Genomic DNA, 17,512 nt, shown 5'->3' with positions numbered 1-17,512 from the left:
ATGACTAGAACCCAGCACCAATTTGGAACTGGAAGGCTTGTTTGTCGTCGCCCGCTTTGGCGTTTAATGCTCGGCCATAAGACAGCTCGAGTGGCCCGAGTGGAGACTGCCACGAGAAACCTACACCCGCAGCATACCGCCAACCACACGCATCGGATACGCGCTCGTTAGCACGCCCCGCACTGCATCCACCACTGGTATTATCGACACGACCCACATCACCAAATACAAACCAGCGTAGGGTTCGATCTCGCGTTGCACCAGGGAAAGGCAAGTAAAGCTGAGCGGTTCCCACGACGCGACGTGAACCACCTAGATAGTCGCCGGTAAGCGTATCACGCGGACCTAACGAAGCCCCTTCGTAACCGCGTACTGTACCTATACCACCAGCGTAGACAGTTTTAATGACTGGGTAGCTACGACCACCGTACGATTTACCCCAGTCAACTAAGCCATTTAATGCCAACGTGTAATTGGAGCCCAACGGTAAATAGTATTGTTGTTGTGCGCTAAGTAAGTAATAGCGTAAATCTAAGGTGGAGAAGTCGCCAGACAGACGAGTAAAACTACCTTTAGTCGGCGCAATCGCACTATCGCGGGTATCTTTTTCCCAACCCAGGTTAAAAATTACGGCGTTCGTGCTTTTGCCAAACTCTTTTACGAAGTCTTGGTAAGCAATAGGAGTACGTAGCGGATCCATGCGATCAAGGCGGTTGTACTCGTAGCTAGCGCCCATGTAAATCCGATCGTTCTCGGAAATAGGGACACCAAAGTTCAAGCCTGTACCAATCGCGGTTACCTCGTAGTCACCATCAGAGCTGTTGTTGTCATAGGGTGTGGTACGACGATAGTACAATGAGGTGGTTTTGCTAATGCCGTCTTTGGTCCAGTAAGGGTCGGTATGTGCTAACACAGCGGTACGATTAGACTTGCTGGTGTTGACCTGCAATGACAAACTATTGCCACTACCAAAAATGTTGTCTTGGCTAATGCCACCGGACAACATAACCTTATCAGTAGACCCATAGCCCACCCCAAGGTTAATCATACCGGTAGGTTTTTCCTTGACGTCGACTTTTACATCAACCTGATCAATCGTCCCGGGAACCGGTTCTGTGCTGACGTCTACTTCGTTGAAATACCCTAAGCGATCGACACGATCGCGGGATTCGCTGATACTGCCTGCATCGTACCAAGCGGCTTCTTGTTGACGCATTTCACGACGCACCACTTCATCACGCGTGCGTACGTTTCCACCTACCTCGATACGACGCACATAAACACGACGACCTGGGTCAATATAGAACGTTAAATCTGCGGTTTTGGCATCACGATCTAATACTGGGTTTGGGTTGATATTAGCAAAAGCATAACCCAAGCTACCTAGGTAATTGGTGATTGCCTCGACGGTTTGATTGGTTTTCTCTGCAGAAAACACTTGATCGGCTTTAACCGCAATGAGTGGCTCGAGCTGGTCTTGCAGGCCTAATAAATCACCCGCTAGTTTTACGTCTGTTAGGGTATATTGATTACCCTCGTCAATCGTCAATGTAATAAAAATATCTTTGCGATCAGGGGAAATAGAGACTTGGGGCGGCTCGATTTGGACTTCAAGATAGCCTCGGTCTAAATAGTAGGAACGAATACGCTCAATATCGCCCTCGAGTTTTTCGCGCGCATATTTATTGGTACCGGTGTACCACGTCATCATACCGGACGTCGTCAGCTGCATTTCACTAAGCAACGTGCTGGTTTTGATATTGTGATTGCCCACAATATTAATTTCTTTGATTTTCGCTAAATCGCCCTCGAACACATCAAAGCTGATACCCACGCGGTTACGAGGTAAAGGCGTAATAATTGGGCTAATTTCAACGCCATACTTGCCCTTGGTGAGGTACTGCTGTTTAAGCTCGAATTCCGCACGTTCAAGCATAGAACGATCAAAAACACGCCCCTCGCTAAAACCGACCTGGGATAGCGCTTGGGTGATGTTTTTATCGTTGAACTCTCGCATACCATTGAAGGTGATGGAAGCAATAGTGGGACGCTCTTGGACGGTGATGACCAACACGTTGTTTTCCACATCGATTTTTACATCGTTGAAGAAACCACTGGAATACAAGCGCTGTACGGCCTCGCTGGCTTTACCCTCGTCGAAGGTCTCACCTACTTTTACAGGCAAAAACCCAAATACAGCACCGGGGTCAACACGTTGAACACCATTGACTTGGATATCCTGGATCACAAACGGCGTGAAAGCATGGACTAATGGCGCAAGCATAGCGGCTAAGGCAGCCGACACAGCACGCAAAGCAAATGGTTTTTTTCGACTAAATGACATCCTTTGTAGTCCCTGCGTAATCAAAGAAATGAATATTATAAGACATGAGCTTAGTTTAATAACCGATTAAAGTCATTAAAAAATGCCAAAAACGTAAGCGCAGCCAAGAGACTTAGCCCAATACGCTGCCCTATGAGTTTTACCCCATCAGAGACTGGCCGTCCAGTTACTGCTTCGATGGCATAATACAGCAAATGCCCCCCGTCTAACATAGGTATAGGCAAAAGATTAAGTAAACCAATACTAATACTAATTAGCGCTAGAAAATGCAAATAGGCACTTAACCCAATACGCGCGGTCTGCCCGGCATAATCAGCAATAGACACTGGCCCACTGATGTTTTTCACGGATACATCGCCCGTGATCATGCGCCCTACCATCTTTAAAGAAAGCCAAAAGGTGTCAGCAGTCCGACTTAAGCCTTGTTGAATGCTAGCTATAGGGCCATAACGCACTGTAACCATTTCAATGTCAGCACCCAACATAATACCAATACGCCCTACGACCTGTCCTTGTCGGTCTTCATGGGAAGCAACCTGTACGGGCAACTCAAGCCGTTGACCTTGGCGTTCAACCTCTAGTGTTATGGTTTGATTGGCTTGGCTTTTTATCTGTTCAACAAAATACGCTGCATTCACAATAGGTTGGCCATTTAGCGCAATGAGCAAATCATTGGCCTGCAAGCCAGCTTGCGCCGCAGCCGAGCCCTCAACCAGGTCACGGATCTTGGGGGAAGGCGTTGCCAAGCTTAACCCAGTTGCTAACAATGGATCTAGCTCTGGGCTTAAAGAAGACGGTACTAATTGTAAGTAGCGCTCAGCTGGCGTACCAAATTGGTCCGTAACTGTTAGCTGAACCTCGCCTCCTGTTTGTACCGTGTCCATCAACTGCCAACGCAGTTGTGACCAAGACTGAATAGGCGTTTGGTTGACGGCAAGTACGCGATCCCCTGCGGTGACCCCAGCCTGAGCAGCAGGTGTATTGGCTGAAGGAGGCCCTAATAATGGGGCGGGCTCGTTTGTACCCACCACGCCAATTAAGGCATACAGTACCGCAGCTAATAATAAATTCGCTAAAGGGCCTGCGACGGTGATGGCAGCCCGTTGGCCCAACGTCTTCGCATCAAAAGTGGTGGCTTTGTATTCCTCGGAGGCGTGCTCTGAAGTTTGATTGCGCATCATGACATACGCGCCAATGGGTAAAGCCGATACGGCCCATTCGCACCCATTTTTATCAGTGCGCTTAAAAAGAACTTTTCCTATACCTAAAGAAAACCGCTCGACATGGACACCGTAATAGCGAGCCACTAAGTAGTGGCCTAGCTCGTGCACCATCATTAACACGCCTATAGCAACAGCAAACGCAAGCAGAGTGACTACCATAAATTAATGCACAAAAAATAAAGAATGGGCGTAGGACGTGGCCACCTGCCGCGATTGCGCATCTAGGGCAAGCACCGCCTCAATAGAAGCCAAGTCATGGCTGTGTTTTTCAACTTGTTCCATAGTGTGTTCAATAATAGAAGCAATGGCGGTATAGCGAATTTTCTCGTTTAAGAAAAAGTCCACGGCCACTTCATTGGCTGCATTTAAAGCAATACAGGCTGCTTGCGAACTATTTAACGCATCAAAAGCCAATTTTAAACAAGGAAAACGCGCAAAATCAGGAGGCGTAAAATCTAACCGCCCCAATTGCAAGAGATCCATCATCCCTACGCCGCTTGCAATTCGATCTGGATAAGCCAGACCATAAGCAATAGGTGTACGCATATCAGGTTGCCCAAGCTGCGCTAACACCGACCCATCGGTATATTCCACCATGGAATGCACAACGCTTTGTGGGTGAATCATGACCTGAATACGATCAGCAGGCATCGCAAAAAGCCAGTGGGCTTCAATCACCTCTAGCCCTTTATTTAGCATTGTTGCGGAGTCCACTGAAATCTTACGCCCCATCGACCAATTAGGGTGGTTGCATGCTTGATCAGGGGTAACGTTAGCTAACAAGGCGGGGTCAACTTCACGAAAAGGCCCACCCGAAGCGGTAAGAATCAAACGCTCGATGGTTTTATAAGGCGCTAACGGAGCACTAATTTGAGCCTCGGTAGGCAAACACTGATACATGGCATTATGTTCGCTATCAATGGGAAGCAGAACTGCGCCATGATCACGTACTGCTTGCATAAAAATATGGCCCGCAGCAACCAACGACTCTTTATTGGCCAGTAAAATACGTTTTCCAGCCTGTGCTGCCGCTAATGCAGGCTCTAGACAGGCCGCACCAACAATTGCTGCCATCACGGTCGTCACGGCGGTATCTGTGGCCACGCTGATTAAGCCTTCTTTACCTTGGCGAATCTCAGGACAGGGAGCCGAATAATGCCAGGCCTGCTCGAACTGCTTGCGTGCGGCACAGTCGGGAACCACAACCACAGCGGCCTGACAGGCGAAAGCTTGTTGAGCTAGCTCAGTCATACGACTAAAGGCTGTCAACGCGTACACGCTCATCTTATCGGGATGACGAGCTATTACATCTAAGGTGCTCTGACCTATGGACCCAGTTGAGCCGAGTATGCAAACAGATTGAATCATGAAAAAAAGTACGTCATTGAGGGCTTATTTTAAGAGTGCCTGCAGCCACGGCCCTGCCACAAAAGCAGCTAGCGGAGCGACTGGAATCAACGCATCAATGCGATCTAAAACCCCACCATGACCTGGCAAAAGTTGACTGGAATCTTTTACCCCAGCGCGACGCTTTAGTAAAGACTCGAATAAATCGCCTGCGATAGAGAAGAACGTCAAAAATACAGCCAGTACGGCAGCGCCAAACCATGACCAATTATGAATGAGTTCAGCACCAAAAGAGCCGGGCCACAACGCACTGATAAAGATCCAGAGAATGCCCCCCACCACAGCCCCACCGACACCGGCCCACGTTTTGCCCGGGCTCACTTTGGGTGCTAGTTTTCGTTTCCCGAATGCTTTGCCCGTAAAATAGGCGGCGATATCTGCCACCCACACCATCGCCATCATGGATAACAAATACCAAGCACCGCGGTACAACCACATATCCACTAACGCCAACCAAGCAACAGCAAGGCTAAGTACACCAAACAAAGATAAGCCTAACCGGTTTTGTCGCTGCTGGGTTTGTGCGAGCACTAACATTAACCCCACCCCAAGTATCCAATACGCAATAACGGCAGGACTAATTAAGACAAGCGGATTTTTCTGAATCAGGGTTAGGCTAGGATCTGCTATGCGTTGCTGTGCCAACACAAGAGTGCAGAGACCGAACGCAACAGCGGCTACGGCGGGAAGCCAAGATTGCTGACTATAACTAAGTCGCAACCACTCCCATAGGGCGCAACTGGCCATTAAGCATAAAATCAGCACGAGCAACCAAGGGGTGGGAGCAAAGATAGCGCCTACCAACAGCGCAATCAAAATGACGGCTGTAATCACGCGTTGTCTTAACATATAAAACCTAAGTAAGCATTAAAGCTGCGCACTGGTGCGACCAAAACGACGCTCGCGTTGAGCGTACCAGTCAAAAGCAGCCTGTAAGTGATCTGAGCCAAAGTCTGGCCAATAGACCTCGGTAAAATATAGCTCAGTATACGCCAATTGCCACATTAGAAAGTTGGAAAGACGTTGTTCACCGCCCGTACGGATAAACAGATCGGGCTCGGGGGCAAAAGCCATGGATAAATAGGGCGCAAAGGTCTGTTCTTCGATTGCGGCAGGATTGTGAGCGAGCTCGGGCTGATCTTGAAGTAACTGCTTGGTTGCATTGAGAATATCCCAACGCCCGCCGTAGTTCGCCGCAATGGTGAGGTGCAAATGATCGTTTTGAGCGGTTTTGGCCTCGGCTTCGTGAATGAGCTGCCGTAACTGATCATCAAAACGGCTTAAGTCGCCGATCACACGCAAACGCACCCCTTTTTTTTGTAACTTGTGGACTTCTTTTTCAAGGGCCTGGACAAACAAGCGCATGAGTAAAGACACCTCGTCTTCGGGACGGCGCCAGTTTTCTGAACTAAAAGCAAAAAGGGTTAGGTATTTCACACCTGCTTGACCACAACTTTCAACAATACGGCGCACGGTTTGTACGCCTTTCATGTGGCCTGCAGTACGTGGCAACAGGCGTCGGGTAGCCCAACGCCCATTGCCATCCATAATAATTGCTAGATGGCGAGGAACGCCGCTGGTTTCGGGTATAGTCTGAGTAGAACTAAGCTGCATCGCCGCCATCCAGACGGTATTAAACCGTCATAACCTCTGCTTCTTTTTCAGCAATTAATTTGTCAATTTCTGCGACAAATTTATCTGTTAAACGTTGAATGTCGTCCTGAAAACGGCGGTCCTCGTCTTCGGAAATTTCTTTATCTTTAAGTAAACGCTTGGAAGATTCATTCGCATCGCGGCGTAAATTACGCACAGCCACTTTGGAGTCTTCGCCTTCGGCACGCACTAAGCGCGTTAAGTCACGACGGCGCTCTTCGGTCAAAGCAGGCATAGGGACACGAATATTTTCGCCCATAAGAATAGGGTTTAAGCCTAAATCGGAATCGCGGATGGCCTTATCGACGATAGGTGCCATGTGTTTTTCCCAGACCTGAACACTAAGGGTACGAGCGTCGGCCACGGTAATGTTTGCCACTTGACTAAGTGGAACGTCTGAGCCGTAGTACTCTACGCTGACATGATCCAAAATACCAGGTGTAGCACGGCCAGTACGGATTTTGGACAAACTCGTCACTAAGGCTTCGATCGACTTTTTCATTCGATCATCCACTGATGCTTTAATCTCTGAAAGACTCATAACTATTCCTATATTAAACGTGCACTAATGTGCCCTCGTCTTCACCGCACACTGCGCGACTGAGCGCACCGAGCTTATTAATAGAAAACACTTTAATGGGGAGCTTTTGATCGCGACACAATGCAAAAGCCGTCGCATCCATGACCTCGAGGCGACGCACAATAGCCTCGTCAAAGCTGATGCGGGCATAACGTGTTGCACTGGGGTCTTTATTTGGATCAGCACTGTAAATGCCATCAACCTTGGTCGCCTTTAACACAATCTCTGCTCCCATTTCAGCACCACGCAATGCAGCGGCGGTATCCGTAGTAAAGAAAGGATTGCCTGTACCCGCAGCAAAGATCACCACTTTGCCTTCTTCGAGATAACGCAACGCTTTAGGGCGGATATACGGTTCTACCACTTGCTCGATATTTAGAGCCGACTGGACTCGAGCGTCCAAGCCACGATTTTTTAAGGCATCTTGTAAAGCAAGCGAGTTCATTACGGTAGCCATCATACCCATGTAATCGGCTGTGGCACGATCCATGCCTTGGGCGCCGGGCGCGATGCCACGGAAGATATTGCCACCACCAATCACGATGGCAACTTGAACACCAAGATTAGCGACTTCGGAGATTTCTTCAGTCATGCGCATGATGGTTGCGCGGTTAATTCCAAAGGCGTCATCGCCCATTAGCGCTTCGCCAGACAATTTAAGCAAAACGCGCTTATACAAGGGGGTGTTCATGTCTAATTTTCCGAGAGTGAAAACACTAAAAGTATAAAACAGAGCGCAAGGTATTGCCTAGTGGCAACACACCTGCGCTTTGTTAATTGCAACTAAAGTGAATTAGGCGCCAGTTACAGCGGCTACTTCAGCAGCAAAGTCTTCGTTACGACGCTCGATGCCTTCGCCTACCACATAGATAGCGTAGGAGCTGACAGCCGCGTTATTTTCTTTTAGCATTTGCTCAACGCTTTGTTTGTCATTTTTAACAAATGGCTGAGATAACAATGTAACTTCTTTGAGGAATTTGTTGACTGCACCTTCAACCATTTTCTCGACAATGTTCTCTGGCTTGCCGGACTCAGCTGCTTTTTGTGCAGCAACAGAACGCTCGGCTTCGATTTCCTCGGCTGCAACTTGCTCGGCAGATAAAGCGCGAGGCTTCATGGCAGCAACGTGCATAGCTACATCTTTACCTACTTCGTCATCGCCGGAGAAGTCAACAATGACACCAATTTTGCCACTGTGAACGTATTGGGCAAGTTTGGCATCGGTTGCGTACTGTTCGAAACGACGCACAGAAATGTTTTCACCGATTTTGCCTACTAACGCTGTACGTACGCTTTCTACGGTACCATCACGGAAAGGTAGCTCTGCCAAAGCAGCTAAATCTGCCGGTGCTTTTTCTGCAATTAGCTTGGCAATATCATCAACAAAGTTAATGAAATCTTCGTTTTTAGCTACGAAATCGGTTTCACAGTTTACTTCTACGATAGAACCAGTCTTAGCGTCATCAGCAATGTAAACTGTTACGAGACCTTCAGCAGTAATACGGGAAGCCGCTTTGCTGGCTTTGCTACCCAATTTAACGCGTAAAATTTCTTCGGCACGAGCCATATCGCCATCAGCTTCAACTAGAGCGCTTTTGCACTCCATCATTGGCGCGTCAGTTTTCTCGCGCAGTTCTTTAACCATCGATGCTGTAATTTGAGCCACGATTTTCTCCAATTCTATAAAACATGCCCCAGTCAAGACTGGGGCAAGTGTGATATTTAGTCGCGCTATAACTTATAGCGCTTTGCCCCCTAGAAGTAGGGATTACTCTTCGCTGCTGCTTTCTGTCTCTTCGACTTCGACTTCAACGAACTCTTCTTCGCCGCGGATTTCTTCGACCAAACCGCTTAGGGCTTTATTACGGCCTTCGAGAACGGCATCAGCCATACCACGAGCGTATAGAGCAATAGCTTTAGCAGAGTCATCGTTACCAGGAATAACTTTTGCAATGCCATCAGGAGAGTGGTTAGTATCGACCACACCTACTACAGGGATACCTAGTGTTTGAGCTTCGGCAATGGCAATCTTGTGGTAACCCACATCAATGACAAACAAAGCATCAGGCAATTTAGCCATGTCTTTGATACCACCGATGGACTTGTTGAGCTTTTCCATTTCGCGCTCGAACAACAGACCTTCTTTTTTGGTCATGCGCTCTAGAGCGCCTTCAGCCAACTGAACTTCCATGTCTTTTAGACGTTTGATAGAAGCTTTTACAGTCTTGAAGTTGGTCATCATACCACCTAACCAACGGCTGTTTACGTAAGGCATGCCACAACGCTCGGCTTCGGCTGCTACGATTTCACGGGCAGCACGTTTAGTGCCCACGAATAGGATGTTGCCACCACGAGCGGCTAAATCGCTGAGGTATTTTTGCGCCTCGACGAATTGCACAACCGTTTTTTCCAAGTTAATGATATGGATACGGTTACGTTGACCGAAAATGTACTGCTCCATTTTCGGGTTCCAGAAACGGGTTTGGTGACCAAAGTGTACACCAGCCTCTAGCATTTCACGCATTAAAGACATGAGAGTTCTCCAAGGGTTAGTTCTTGCATCTAATCAGTATCTAGTAAGGACTACAGCGTTAAGGCTACGGTTCCAGACACCCTGAGACGATTAAATGCGCGATTTACTGCAAATAAAAGTAAGACGCAGTCAAAAATAGGGTCTGATAAAATCAAGACACCTACGGTGCAACGTATTAAACTAAAGGCTTAATTAGTTGAATAACGTCTATAGCCACGCAGTGCTATTTACATATAGCAGTCTACGAATGGCTTTGATATAAGACCAAGCGCAGCTTTTTTGCTATAGCGTTAATTATGACATACGATAGCCCGTAATTATATTCCCTTTTTACTATTTAACTCAAGCCATTATGAGCAAACTTGTTACCGATCCAACAGATTTGGATAAAATGCGTGCTGCTTGCCAAGCTGCAGCACAAACTTTGGACTACTTAGGTCATTTCATTAAGCCCGGTGTTACTACGGCTGAAATCGACCAACTGTGTAAAGACTACATTCGCGATGTCCTTCACGTGGAGTCAGCAACCGTTGGATACGCACCCCCCGGTCATCCACCTTATCCAGGTGCCGTGTGTACGTCGGTTAACCATGTGATCTGCCACGGTGTGCCCAGCGACAAAAAGCTCAAAAATGGCGACATCATTAATCTAGACGTCACGGTTATTAAAGACGGATGGTTTGGCGATACGAGCCGTATGTACTACGTAGGCGAGCCATCCATTCTTGCCCGTCGTTTAACCGAGGTCACTTATGAATGCATGTGGCTAGGTATAGAGCAAGTTAAGCCCGGCGCAACCTTAGGTGATATTGGCCACGCCATTCAACAGCACGCTGAAAAAAACAACTACTCAGTCGTACGGGAATACTGCGGTCACGGTATCGGTCAAGTTTTCCACCAAGATCCACAAGTCCTGCATTACGGCAAGCCAGGTACTGGCTTAACCTTACAAGCCGGTATGATCTTTACAATCGAACCCATGATCAATGCGGGTAAGCGCGATTTGAAACTGCTTCCTGACCAATGGACAGTTGTCACGCGCGACCGCAGTCTGTCCGCGCAATGGGAGCACTCCATCTTAGTCACCGATACGGGGTACGAAGTGCTTACCGTATCGCCAGAGATGCCTGAACCCCCTGCTTTTGTTACGGGTTTTACTAAAGCATGAGTGTGCGCTCAGACTTAGACCAAATCCGTGATCGCTATGCACTGCAACGTCGTAAAGCGATCGCACGCTTTAGAGCAAGGCCTAAGCCTGAGCATTTGCTGCGGCGCTTAAGCACCTACACCGACCACTGCTTAGGCGACCTGTATGCCCTGTTACCTTTGCCTAAGCACTGCGCTTTAGTCGCAGTTGGGGGCTACGGGCGCCAAGAGTTGTACCCGTTTTCTGATGTGGATGTATTACTCTTACTCGCACAACCTCCTAGCTCTCAGGATACCTTGGAAATAGAAGGCTTTATTGCCGCGCTGTGGGATAGCGGTCTTAAAGTCGCAACTAGCGTCCGCACAATAGATCAATGCATTGAGGTTGCCGAGGCAGACATTGCCACCCAAACTGCACAGCTTGAAGCCCGTTTTATTGCAGGCTACGAGGCCCTTTTTAATGAACTGCAATCCACACTAGCCGAACAGCTCGATATAAAAAACTTTTACGAGGCTAAACTTGCCGAAATGCGCCAACGGCATGCGCATTACCAAAACACGCCTTACGCCCTAGAACCTAACTGCAAAGAGTCACCAGGCGCTTTACGTGACTTACAAGTCTTACTCTGGTTAGCTAAAGCCATGAATCTGGGTCAAACCTGGCGTGAGATTGCGCAAAGTGATTTATTAAGTCACGCCGAAGTACGAGCACTACAACAAGCCACCCAAGCCTTCATGCGCTTACGGATTGAGCTGCATTTATTAACTGGCCGCGCAGAAGACCGTCTTCTTTTCGAGTATCAACCCGCTCTGGCTACGATTTATGGCTTTACCCAGTTAAACGCGCAACGTGCTAGTGAAAAGCTTATGCAGCGCTATTATTGGGCAGCTCGACTAGTGCACCAAATGAACATGATTTTGATGCAAGGCTTAGAGGAATTACTTTTTAGCGCTAGCCCCACTCACATCACCGAGTTAGACGATGATTTTTTAATTCGAAACCAGCGCTTGCACTTGCGTGCCGCTGAACGTCTACCCCAAGACCCAACGTTAATTTTGCGTTGCTTTACCCTTTTGCAACACGATCCCACTATTCAAAGCTTAAGTGCTTACACGTTGCGTGCTCTTTGGCATCACCGTAAGTTAATTGACCAAAAATTTCGCTTAAATCCAGTTAACCAAAGTGCCTTTCTGGCTATTTTGCAAGCACCGCGTGCCGTGTTGCAAAGTCTCAGGCTGATGAATTTGCTTGGACTTTTACCACGTTATATTCCAGAGTTTCGTCATATTGTTGGACAGATGCAGCATGATCTCTTTCATGTCTATACAGTGGACCAACACACACTGATGGTCGTGCGCAATTTGCGACGCTTTAATTTGGCTGAATACACTGACGAGCATCCATTAGCCAGCGAGCTCATGGCGCAGTTTGAGCGCCCTTGGGTGCTTTATATTGCGGCTTTGTTTCACGACATAGCTAAAGGTCGCGGGGGCAACCATTCCGAGCTAGGCGCACACGATGCCCGCGCCTTTTGCCAACGCCATCGCCTGACCAACGAAGACACGGAATTAATTTGCTTTCTTGTGCAAGAACACTTAAGCATGTCTACGGTGGCGCAAAAGCGTGACATCAGTGACCCGGTTGTGGTGCAGACATTTACTGAACACGTGCAAAACTTACGCCGTTTACAAGCTTTGTACTTATTAACGGTAGCCGATATCAAAGGCACCAATCCAGTGATTTGGAATTCATGGAAGGCCAAGTTACTACTGCAACTGTACGAACAAAGCCGTGCAGCCTTACAAGGACACCACCCTGGCACCTCTGAGGTTCTAGCACAACGTAAAGCGCAAGCCTTAAGTGCACTGCTCGGGCAAGGCATTAGCGAAACAGCAGTACAGGCATTATGGGATGTGCTGGATATTAGCTATTTTTTACGTCATGAATGCGATGAAATTATCTGGCATGGCCAAGCCTTACATAGTGCGCTGCTTTATCCCGAACCCGTTATTAAATTACGCACAGTCGGCGCAGGTGAAACCGTACAACTTATGATCTACACGCCAGATCGTGATGATTTATTTATGCATATTTGTGCTTTTTTTGATCAACATCAGCTAAGCGTACAAGACGCCCGCATTTACACCACTTTACACGGCTGGGCCTTAGATAGTTTTATTTTGTTGCTTCCTAGCTATACGCATTACTCAGACCAATGGGCTCAGTCTATTCAACACGCCTTAAGTTGGCATTTACAGCATGCCTCTGATGCCACCCCGGCTAACGAATCGATTTACGTCCAAGCTCAATCCCGGCGCGCTCGCGTTTTTCCTATCCCGGCCACGGTAGACATACAAGCCATGAGCGAGGCCGACAAATGGCGCATCTCTATTGTCTGCGCAGACCGCAGGGGGCTCCTTTATAGCATTGCTCAGGTCTTCACAGCTGAACGCATTCGTTTAAAATCGGCTAAGATCATGACGCTAGGCGAACGCGTGGAAGACACTTTTATTGTCCATAGTGAAGACCTGCATCACAGCATTTTTCATAAACACCTAGAGCGCACCCTTCGAGCCGCTCTTTAACGGAACTGAGCCCGACCCCATGGACTTGAGTCTCTTATTCTCTGATTTCAGCCGCAGTTTTTTATTTACTGTAGCGACGGTATTACCTATTATTAACCCTCCTGCTATTGCCCCTATCTTTTTGGCATTAACCAAAGGGGTTAGCAATGCCGACCGCCAAAAATTAGCAAGTAAATTGGGCACCAATATTTTCTTTATGCTCTTAGCAGCCATGTTATCGGGCAATTTAGTTTTGGAGTTTTTTGGTATTTCACTGCCCATCATTCGTATTGGTGGCGGATTATTAGTGATTGCTACCGCATGGAACTTAGTGAATGCTACCAGCTCTGATACAGAGCAAGCAAAAGACATGGCTGAAGGCTACTCTTGGGCCCGAGTCCAATCCCAAGCTTTTTACCCTTTGACTTTTCCTATGCTGTGCGGCCCAGGCTCGATTGCAGCCACTATTACCGTCGGCGCCACCCTAAGCGACAGCAGTACTATTGGCAGCATCACTAAATTGACCGCTGCAATCTTAGCCCTGGCCGTAGTGGCACTGATTGTATTGTTTTGCTTACGATATGCTGCCCCCATTTTAACGCGGCTAGGCACCAACGGAACGGCTGTTTTAATGCGTCTCTCGGCATTTATCTTGTTATGCCTAGGGGTACAAATTGTCTGGGATGGTTTTTCCGAGGTGACTATTAATCTTTTAGTAGAAGCCGCCAAACACACCACTCAACTTCTCTTTTTATAAGTCTTATGCAGCCCCGTTTCTTTATTTATAGTATTTTTCTTAGCGTAAGCGCACTAGCAGTGGCACTGGTGTCCCAGCACGTATTTGCCATGCGACCTTGTGCTTGGTGTGTATTTCAACGCTTACTTTTAATTGGGGTGCTCGCTTTTTCTATTTTTGGTTATTTAGTAGCCACGTTAAAACAGCGGTTTTTAAGTCTACTCTTTGGTTTGTTAAGCTTATTAACTGCTATAGCAGGTGTGGTGTCCGCTTGGTATCAATATAGTGTCGCTGCCAAGATGTTTTCTTGCGACCTGACGTTTGCGGATCGCTTTATGACCGAATCGGGACTGGAGTCAGCGCTGCCTTGGTTATTTGGTATTTATAGTACTTGCATGGACGCCACTGTGCATGTCTTGGGCCTAGAATATGCGCTTTGGGCGCTATTGCTGTTTGTGGTGCTAGGCGCATTGATGCTGTACGGAATCGTTCGCGGCAACTAAGCTTTTTAACTCAGCCCTTTTGAAAACAGCCACTAGCGTAATCGCCGTGGCTGTTTTTAGTGCTAGTCCTGAGGCAACTGAGGTTGATGTATATCCCCAGTTACATAATCGCCATTAAAACAAGAGGACTCAAACCGGGCAAAGCGGGGATTTAAGTCCCAGAGGGCTTGTTCTAAGTCGGCTAAATCTTGGTAAATTAAACCATCTACGCCTATTTCTGCAGCCACTTGATCAATGGACTTGCCATAGGCAATGAGCTCTTCGCTAGAGGGCATATCAATGCCATAGACATTAGGATAACGCACAGGTGGCGCTGCCGAGGCAAAAAACACTTTATTGGCACCAGCGGAGCGCGCCATTTCTACAATTTCTCGGCTAGTGGTGCCACGCACGATTGAGTCATCCACTAACAATACATTTTTCCCTTTGAACTCCATGGGTATAGCGCTGAGCTTTTGGCGTACAGACCGCTTGCGTACGGCTTGTCCAGGCATAATAAATGTACGACCGATATAGCGGTTTTTAATGAAGCCTTCTCGGTAGTTAAGATTCAATTGTGCGGCTAGCTGCATAGCAGAGGGGCGCGCAGAATCTGGAATGGGCATCACCACATCAATATCGGCAAGGCGTAAGTTTTTAGCGAGCTTATCTCCTAAGTACTCACCCATTTTTAAACGCGCATCGTACACAGAGACGCCATCAATAGTTGAATCGGGTCGAGCAAAATACACATACTCAAACACGCAAGGCGATAACTGGGTTTGCTCTGCACATTGCTGACGTAGAACCTGACCGGCTAAATCAATTAAAATGGCTTCACCTGGGGCCACATCGCCAACCAAATCAAAACCACAACCGGTAACGGCGACTGACTCTGAGGCGAGCATCCACTCGGTACCCTTTGAGCCTTTATTTTCACCTAAACAAAGCGGACGAATACCATTGGGGTCTCGAAAAGCCACTAGACCGTAATGCGCGATTTGCAAAATCACTGCGTAAGCGCCCTTAACGCGGCGATGAACAGCGCGCACAGTATTAAAAATTATTTCCTCGTTGAGCTGTTCGCCTTCGGCCGCACGTTGCAGCTCGTGTGCGAACACATTGAGCAGCACTTCAGAATCTGAGTTAGTGTTAATGTGGCGGCGGTCGATGCTGAAAAGCTCTTGGCGTAATTGTCGCCAATTGCTTAGGTTACCATCGTGCACCAAGCTAATACCGAAAGGGGCACTCACGTAAAATGGCTGCATCTCATCGGCGTTTTCAGCACTGCCTACTGAAGGATAGCGCGTATGACCAATACCACTATTGCCAATTAAATTACGCATATTCCGTGTGCGAAATACATCGCGGACGAGTCCAGGGCCACGGTGTGTATGAAAAAAAGATTGGTTGTAGGTAGTAATTCCTGCTGCGTCTTGGCCGCGGTGTTGCAGTAACAACAAACTATCGTAAATCAATTGATTTACTGGCCCTTGGCCCACGACCCCTACTACTCCTGACATAATGTTTAACCCATAAGATTTAATAAGGTAGCCACGCGGCAATATCGGGTGGCAAATATAATTTTATACGCATTATGAGGTGGATGGCATTTTTTACCAAACTGGATTCAAGCCACCATGACTCTGTGGGCATTTGCGTGTAGCCAGCCACGGTCACTAAGACCAACACTAAAACAATACCGCGAAGCAGCCCAAACATCATGCCAAAACCATGATCTGCAGTGCTTAACCCCGTGCGCTCAATTAAGGCACTTAAGGCCATGTTGATTAAGCCAACGCCTAATAGCGCTAAGATAAAAACAATTAGGTAGGCCACGGCTGAGCGCACTAAGGGGTTGGCCACCCACCCCTCTATCCATAGACTGGCTTGAGGCCCCCACCAGACCGCTGCGGTCGCTGCCACAATATAAGCTACTAGCGACATGAGCTCTTTAATGAGCCCGCGAAATAACCCTAATATGCCGGAAAACCCAATAATAGCCAGGATTAAATAATCAAATTGATTCACTGGCCCGACACAAAGCTGTTTTCATAACCTAAGGAGCGAAGACGTGCTTGAGCAGCTTGGGCGGCTTGACGGCTAGGAAACGGCCCGACTCGTAAACGGTAAGCAGGTTTACCTGAAACCGTAGCGGTCTCTACAAAAGCATTAGATACACCTGAACTGGCAAGCTTAGCGCGACGTGCATCAGCATCGGCTTTAGAGGAGTACGCACCCACCTGAACCACGACAGAGCCTTGTTGCGCACGCTCGGTAGGCGTGGGCTTGCTTGGGGGAACGCGCCCTTCAAGCAACGCCAGCGCAACGGAACCATCGTCAGTGCGCTGTGATGGAGCCGGCTTAGGCTCGGGTTTGGGCGTAGGTTTAGGTTCCGGCTTGGGCTCGGGCTTGGGGGCAGGTTTTGGCTCGGGCTCGGGTTCGGGAAGAACCACTGGATTAATCGTATCACCCACTGCCAAAGGTAACTCGTCCGCAGGCTGGGGCTGAGATTCAATAAGCCCTGGGTCATTGCTGTGATCAATACGGTCAGTGAAAACAGGTTGCTCTAGGCTTTCTGTTAAACGGTATTGTTCCTCAGAAGGCGGGATAATCGAGGGAATAACACTGACTTGCTGCTCTACTTTGGGCTCGGAGTGATCCGTTAATAAAATAGGCACGACCACAATAGCAGTAAGCACAAGCACCACAGCACCAATTAACCGATGCCGCGCCTTATTGCGCATTTCAACTAATTGATCATCGCTAGAAGATCTACCCGTTTTTCTAGGCGTAGCCGTCTCTTTGCGTGAAAACAGTCCCATGTGTAACCTTATGTAAAC

Annotated in this window: 16 protein-coding genes; 4 read left to right on the top strand and 12 right to left on the bottom strand. The window is 48.0% G+C overall.

Features of this window, described 5'->3' with window-relative positions; translation table 11 throughout:
- Positions 1 to 4: 4 nt before the first annotated feature.
- The 9 genes from bamA to rpsB form a co-directional block, all read right to left on the bottom strand.
- Positions 5 to 2,344 carry an outer membrane protein assembly factor BamA gene (gene bamA / locus GGR41_RS03440; RefSeq protein WP_167660645.1) on the bottom strand — a complete coding sequence of 780 codons (2,340 nt, stop codon included), beginning with the start codon at positions 2,342 to 2,344 and terminating at the stop codon, positions 5 to 7.
- 50 nt (positions 2,345 to 2,394) lie between these two features.
- Entirely contained in the window at positions 2,395 to 3,726 is a 1,332-nt protein-coding gene (rseP, locus tag GGR41_RS03435) for an RIP metalloprotease RseP (protein WP_167660644.1), read from the bottom strand.
- Between the two features lie 3 nt (positions 3,727 to 3,729).
- A complete protein-coding gene (gene ispC / locus GGR41_RS03430) occupies positions 3,730 to 4,935 on the bottom strand; it encodes a 1-deoxy-D-xylulose-5-phosphate reductoisomerase (RefSeq protein WP_167660643.1) in 1,206 nt (401 codons plus the stop codon).
- Positions 4,936 to 4,959: 24 nt separating this feature from the next.
- Positions 4,960 to 5,823 (bottom strand): phosphatidate cytidylyltransferase, encoded by an 864-nt coding sequence (locus GGR41_RS03425; RefSeq protein WP_167660642.1) that lies wholly within the window; start codon positions 5,821 to 5,823, stop codon positions 4,960 to 4,962.
- 18 nt (positions 5,824 to 5,841) lie between these two features.
- Entirely contained in the window at positions 5,842 to 6,588 is a 747-nt protein-coding gene (locus GGR41_RS03420; protein ID WP_167660641.1) for an isoprenyl transferase, read from the bottom strand.
- Positions 6,589 to 6,607: 19 nt separating this feature from the next.
- On the bottom strand, positions 6,608 to 7,168 hold the full coding sequence (gene frr, locus GGR41_RS03415; RefSeq protein ID WP_077733180.1) for a ribosome recycling factor: 561 nt from the start codon (positions 7,166 to 7,168) through the stop codon (positions 6,608 to 6,610).
- 13 nt (positions 7,169 to 7,181) lie between these two features.
- A complete protein-coding gene (pyrH, locus tag GGR41_RS03410; RefSeq protein ID WP_167660640.1) occupies positions 7,182 to 7,898 on the bottom strand; it encodes a UMP kinase in 717 nt (238 codons plus the stop codon).
- A gap of 102 nt (positions 7,899 to 8,000) precedes the next feature.
- Positions 8,001 to 8,873 carry a translation elongation factor Ts gene (tsf, locus tag GGR41_RS03405; protein WP_077733182.1) on the bottom strand — a complete coding sequence of 291 codons (873 nt, stop codon included), beginning with the start codon at positions 8,871 to 8,873 and terminating at the stop codon, positions 8,001 to 8,003.
- Between the two features lie 102 nt (positions 8,874 to 8,975).
- Positions 8,976 to 9,740 carry a 30S ribosomal protein S2 gene (rpsB, locus tag GGR41_RS03400; protein WP_167660639.1) on the bottom strand — a complete coding sequence of 255 codons (765 nt, stop codon included), beginning with the start codon at positions 9,738 to 9,740 and terminating at the stop codon, positions 8,976 to 8,978.
- Between the two features lie 352 nt (positions 9,741 to 10,092).
- Between rpsB and map the strand changes: the two genes are divergently transcribed.
- The 4 genes from map to GGR41_RS03380 are packed head-to-tail and all read left to right on the top strand — an operon-like array spanning position 10,093 to position 14,690.
- Positions 10,093 to 10,908, top strand: a complete 816-nt coding sequence (gene map / locus GGR41_RS03395; protein ID WP_077733184.1) for a type I methionyl aminopeptidase — start codon at positions 10,093 to 10,095, stop codon at positions 10,906 to 10,908.
- Positions 10,905 to 13,472, top strand: coding sequence for a [protein-PII] uridylyltransferase (locus GGR41_RS03390; RefSeq protein WP_209279721.1), 2,568 nt, complete (start codon positions 10,905 to 10,907; stop codon positions 13,470 to 13,472). The genes map and GGR41_RS03390 overlap by 4 nt, the downstream gene beginning before the upstream one ends.
- A gap of 19 nt (positions 13,473 to 13,491) precedes the next feature.
- Positions 13,492 to 14,208: a MarC family protein gene (locus tag GGR41_RS03385; RefSeq protein ID WP_077733185.1), complete on the top strand. Its 717-nt coding sequence runs from the start codon at positions 13,492 to 13,494 to the stop codon at positions 14,206 to 14,208.
- A 5-nt stretch (positions 14,209 to 14,213) separates the two neighbouring features.
- A complete protein-coding gene (locus tag GGR41_RS03380) occupies positions 14,214 to 14,690 on the top strand; it encodes a disulfide bond formation protein B (protein WP_077733186.1) in 477 nt (158 codons plus the stop codon).
- A 62-nt stretch (positions 14,691 to 14,752) separates the two neighbouring features.
- Here GGR41_RS03380 and purF read toward each other — a convergent pair whose 3' ends face one another.
- From purF to GGR41_RS03365, 3 genes are read right to left on the bottom strand one after another with little or no spacing between them, the layout of a single operon-like run.
- Entirely contained in the window at positions 14,753 to 16,192 is a 1,440-nt protein-coding gene (gene purF / locus GGR41_RS03375) for an amidophosphoribosyltransferase (RefSeq protein ID WP_167660638.1), read from the bottom strand.
- Positions 16,193 to 16,211: 19 nt separating this feature from the next.
- Complete coding sequence (locus GGR41_RS03370) at positions 16,212 to 16,700, bottom strand: CvpA family protein (RefSeq protein WP_077733188.1); 489 nt, start codon at positions 16,698 to 16,700, stop codon at positions 16,212 to 16,214.
- The gene (locus GGR41_RS03365; RefSeq protein WP_167660637.1) at positions 16,697 to 17,494 is read right to left on the bottom strand and encodes an SPOR domain-containing protein; all 798 of its coding nucleotides are present in this window, start codon (positions 17,492 to 17,494) and stop codon (positions 16,697 to 16,699) included. The genes GGR41_RS03370 and GGR41_RS03365 overlap by 4 nt, the downstream gene beginning before the upstream one ends.
- Positions 17,495 to 17,512 lie beyond the last annotated feature (18 nt).

The organism is Paenalcaligenes hominis (assembly GCF_011927625.1).
Classification (GTDB): Bacteria; Pseudomonadota; Gammaproteobacteria; order Burkholderiales; family Burkholderiaceae_B; genus Paenalcaligenes; species Paenalcaligenes hominis.
Note: the sequence above shows the minus strand (reverse complement) of the source record. Positions and strands in the feature narration are given on the sequence as shown.

Coding starts and splice junctions, on each gene's coding strand:
- bamA (WP_167660645.1), bottom strand. CDS start 2,344: ATGTCATTTAGTCGAAAAAAACCATTTGCTTTGCGTGCTGTGTCGGCT.
- rseP (WP_167660644.1), bottom strand. CDS start 3,726: ATGGTAGTCACTCTGCTTGCGTTTGCTGTTGCTATAGGCGTGTTAATG.
- ispC (WP_167660643.1), bottom strand. CDS start 4,935: ATGATTCAATCTGTTTGCATACTCGGCTCAACTGGGTCCATAGGTCAG.
- GGR41_RS03425 (WP_167660642.1), bottom strand. CDS start 5,823: ATGTTAAGACAACGCGTGATTACAGCCGTCATTTTGATTGCGCTGTTG.
- GGR41_RS03420 (WP_167660641.1), bottom strand. CDS start 6,588: ATGCAGCTTAGTTCTACTCAGACTATACCCGAAACCAGCGGCGTTCCT.
- frr (WP_077733180.1), bottom strand. CDS start 7,168: ATGAGTCTTTCAGAGATTAAAGCATCAGTGGATGATCGAATGAAAAAG.
- pyrH (WP_167660640.1), bottom strand. CDS start 7,898: ATGAACACCCCCTTGTATAAGCGCGTTTTGCTTAAATTGTCTGGCGAA.
- rpsB (WP_167660639.1), bottom strand. CDS start 9,740: ATGTCTTTAATGCGTGAAATGCTAGAGGCTGGTGTACACTTTGGTCAC.
- map (WP_077733184.1), top strand. CDS start 10,093: ATGAGCAAACTTGTTACCGATCCAACAGATTTGGATAAAATGCGTGCT.
- GGR41_RS03390 (WP_209279721.1), top strand. CDS start 10,905: ATGAGTGTGCGCTCAGACTTAGACCAAATCCGTGATCGCTATGCACTG.
- GGR41_RS03385 (WP_077733185.1), top strand. CDS start 13,492: ATGGACTTGAGTCTCTTATTCTCTGATTTCAGCCGCAGTTTTTTATTT.
- GGR41_RS03380 (WP_077733186.1), top strand. CDS start 14,214: ATGCAGCCCCGTTTCTTTATTTATAGTATTTTTCTTAGCGTAAGCGCA.
- purF (WP_167660638.1), bottom strand. CDS start 16,192: ATGTCAGGAGTAGTAGGGGTCGTGGGCCAAGGGCCAGTAAATCAATTG.
- GGR41_RS03365 (WP_167660637.1), bottom strand. CDS start 17,494: ATGGGACTGTTTTCACGCAAAGAGACGGCTACGCCTAGAAAAACGGGT.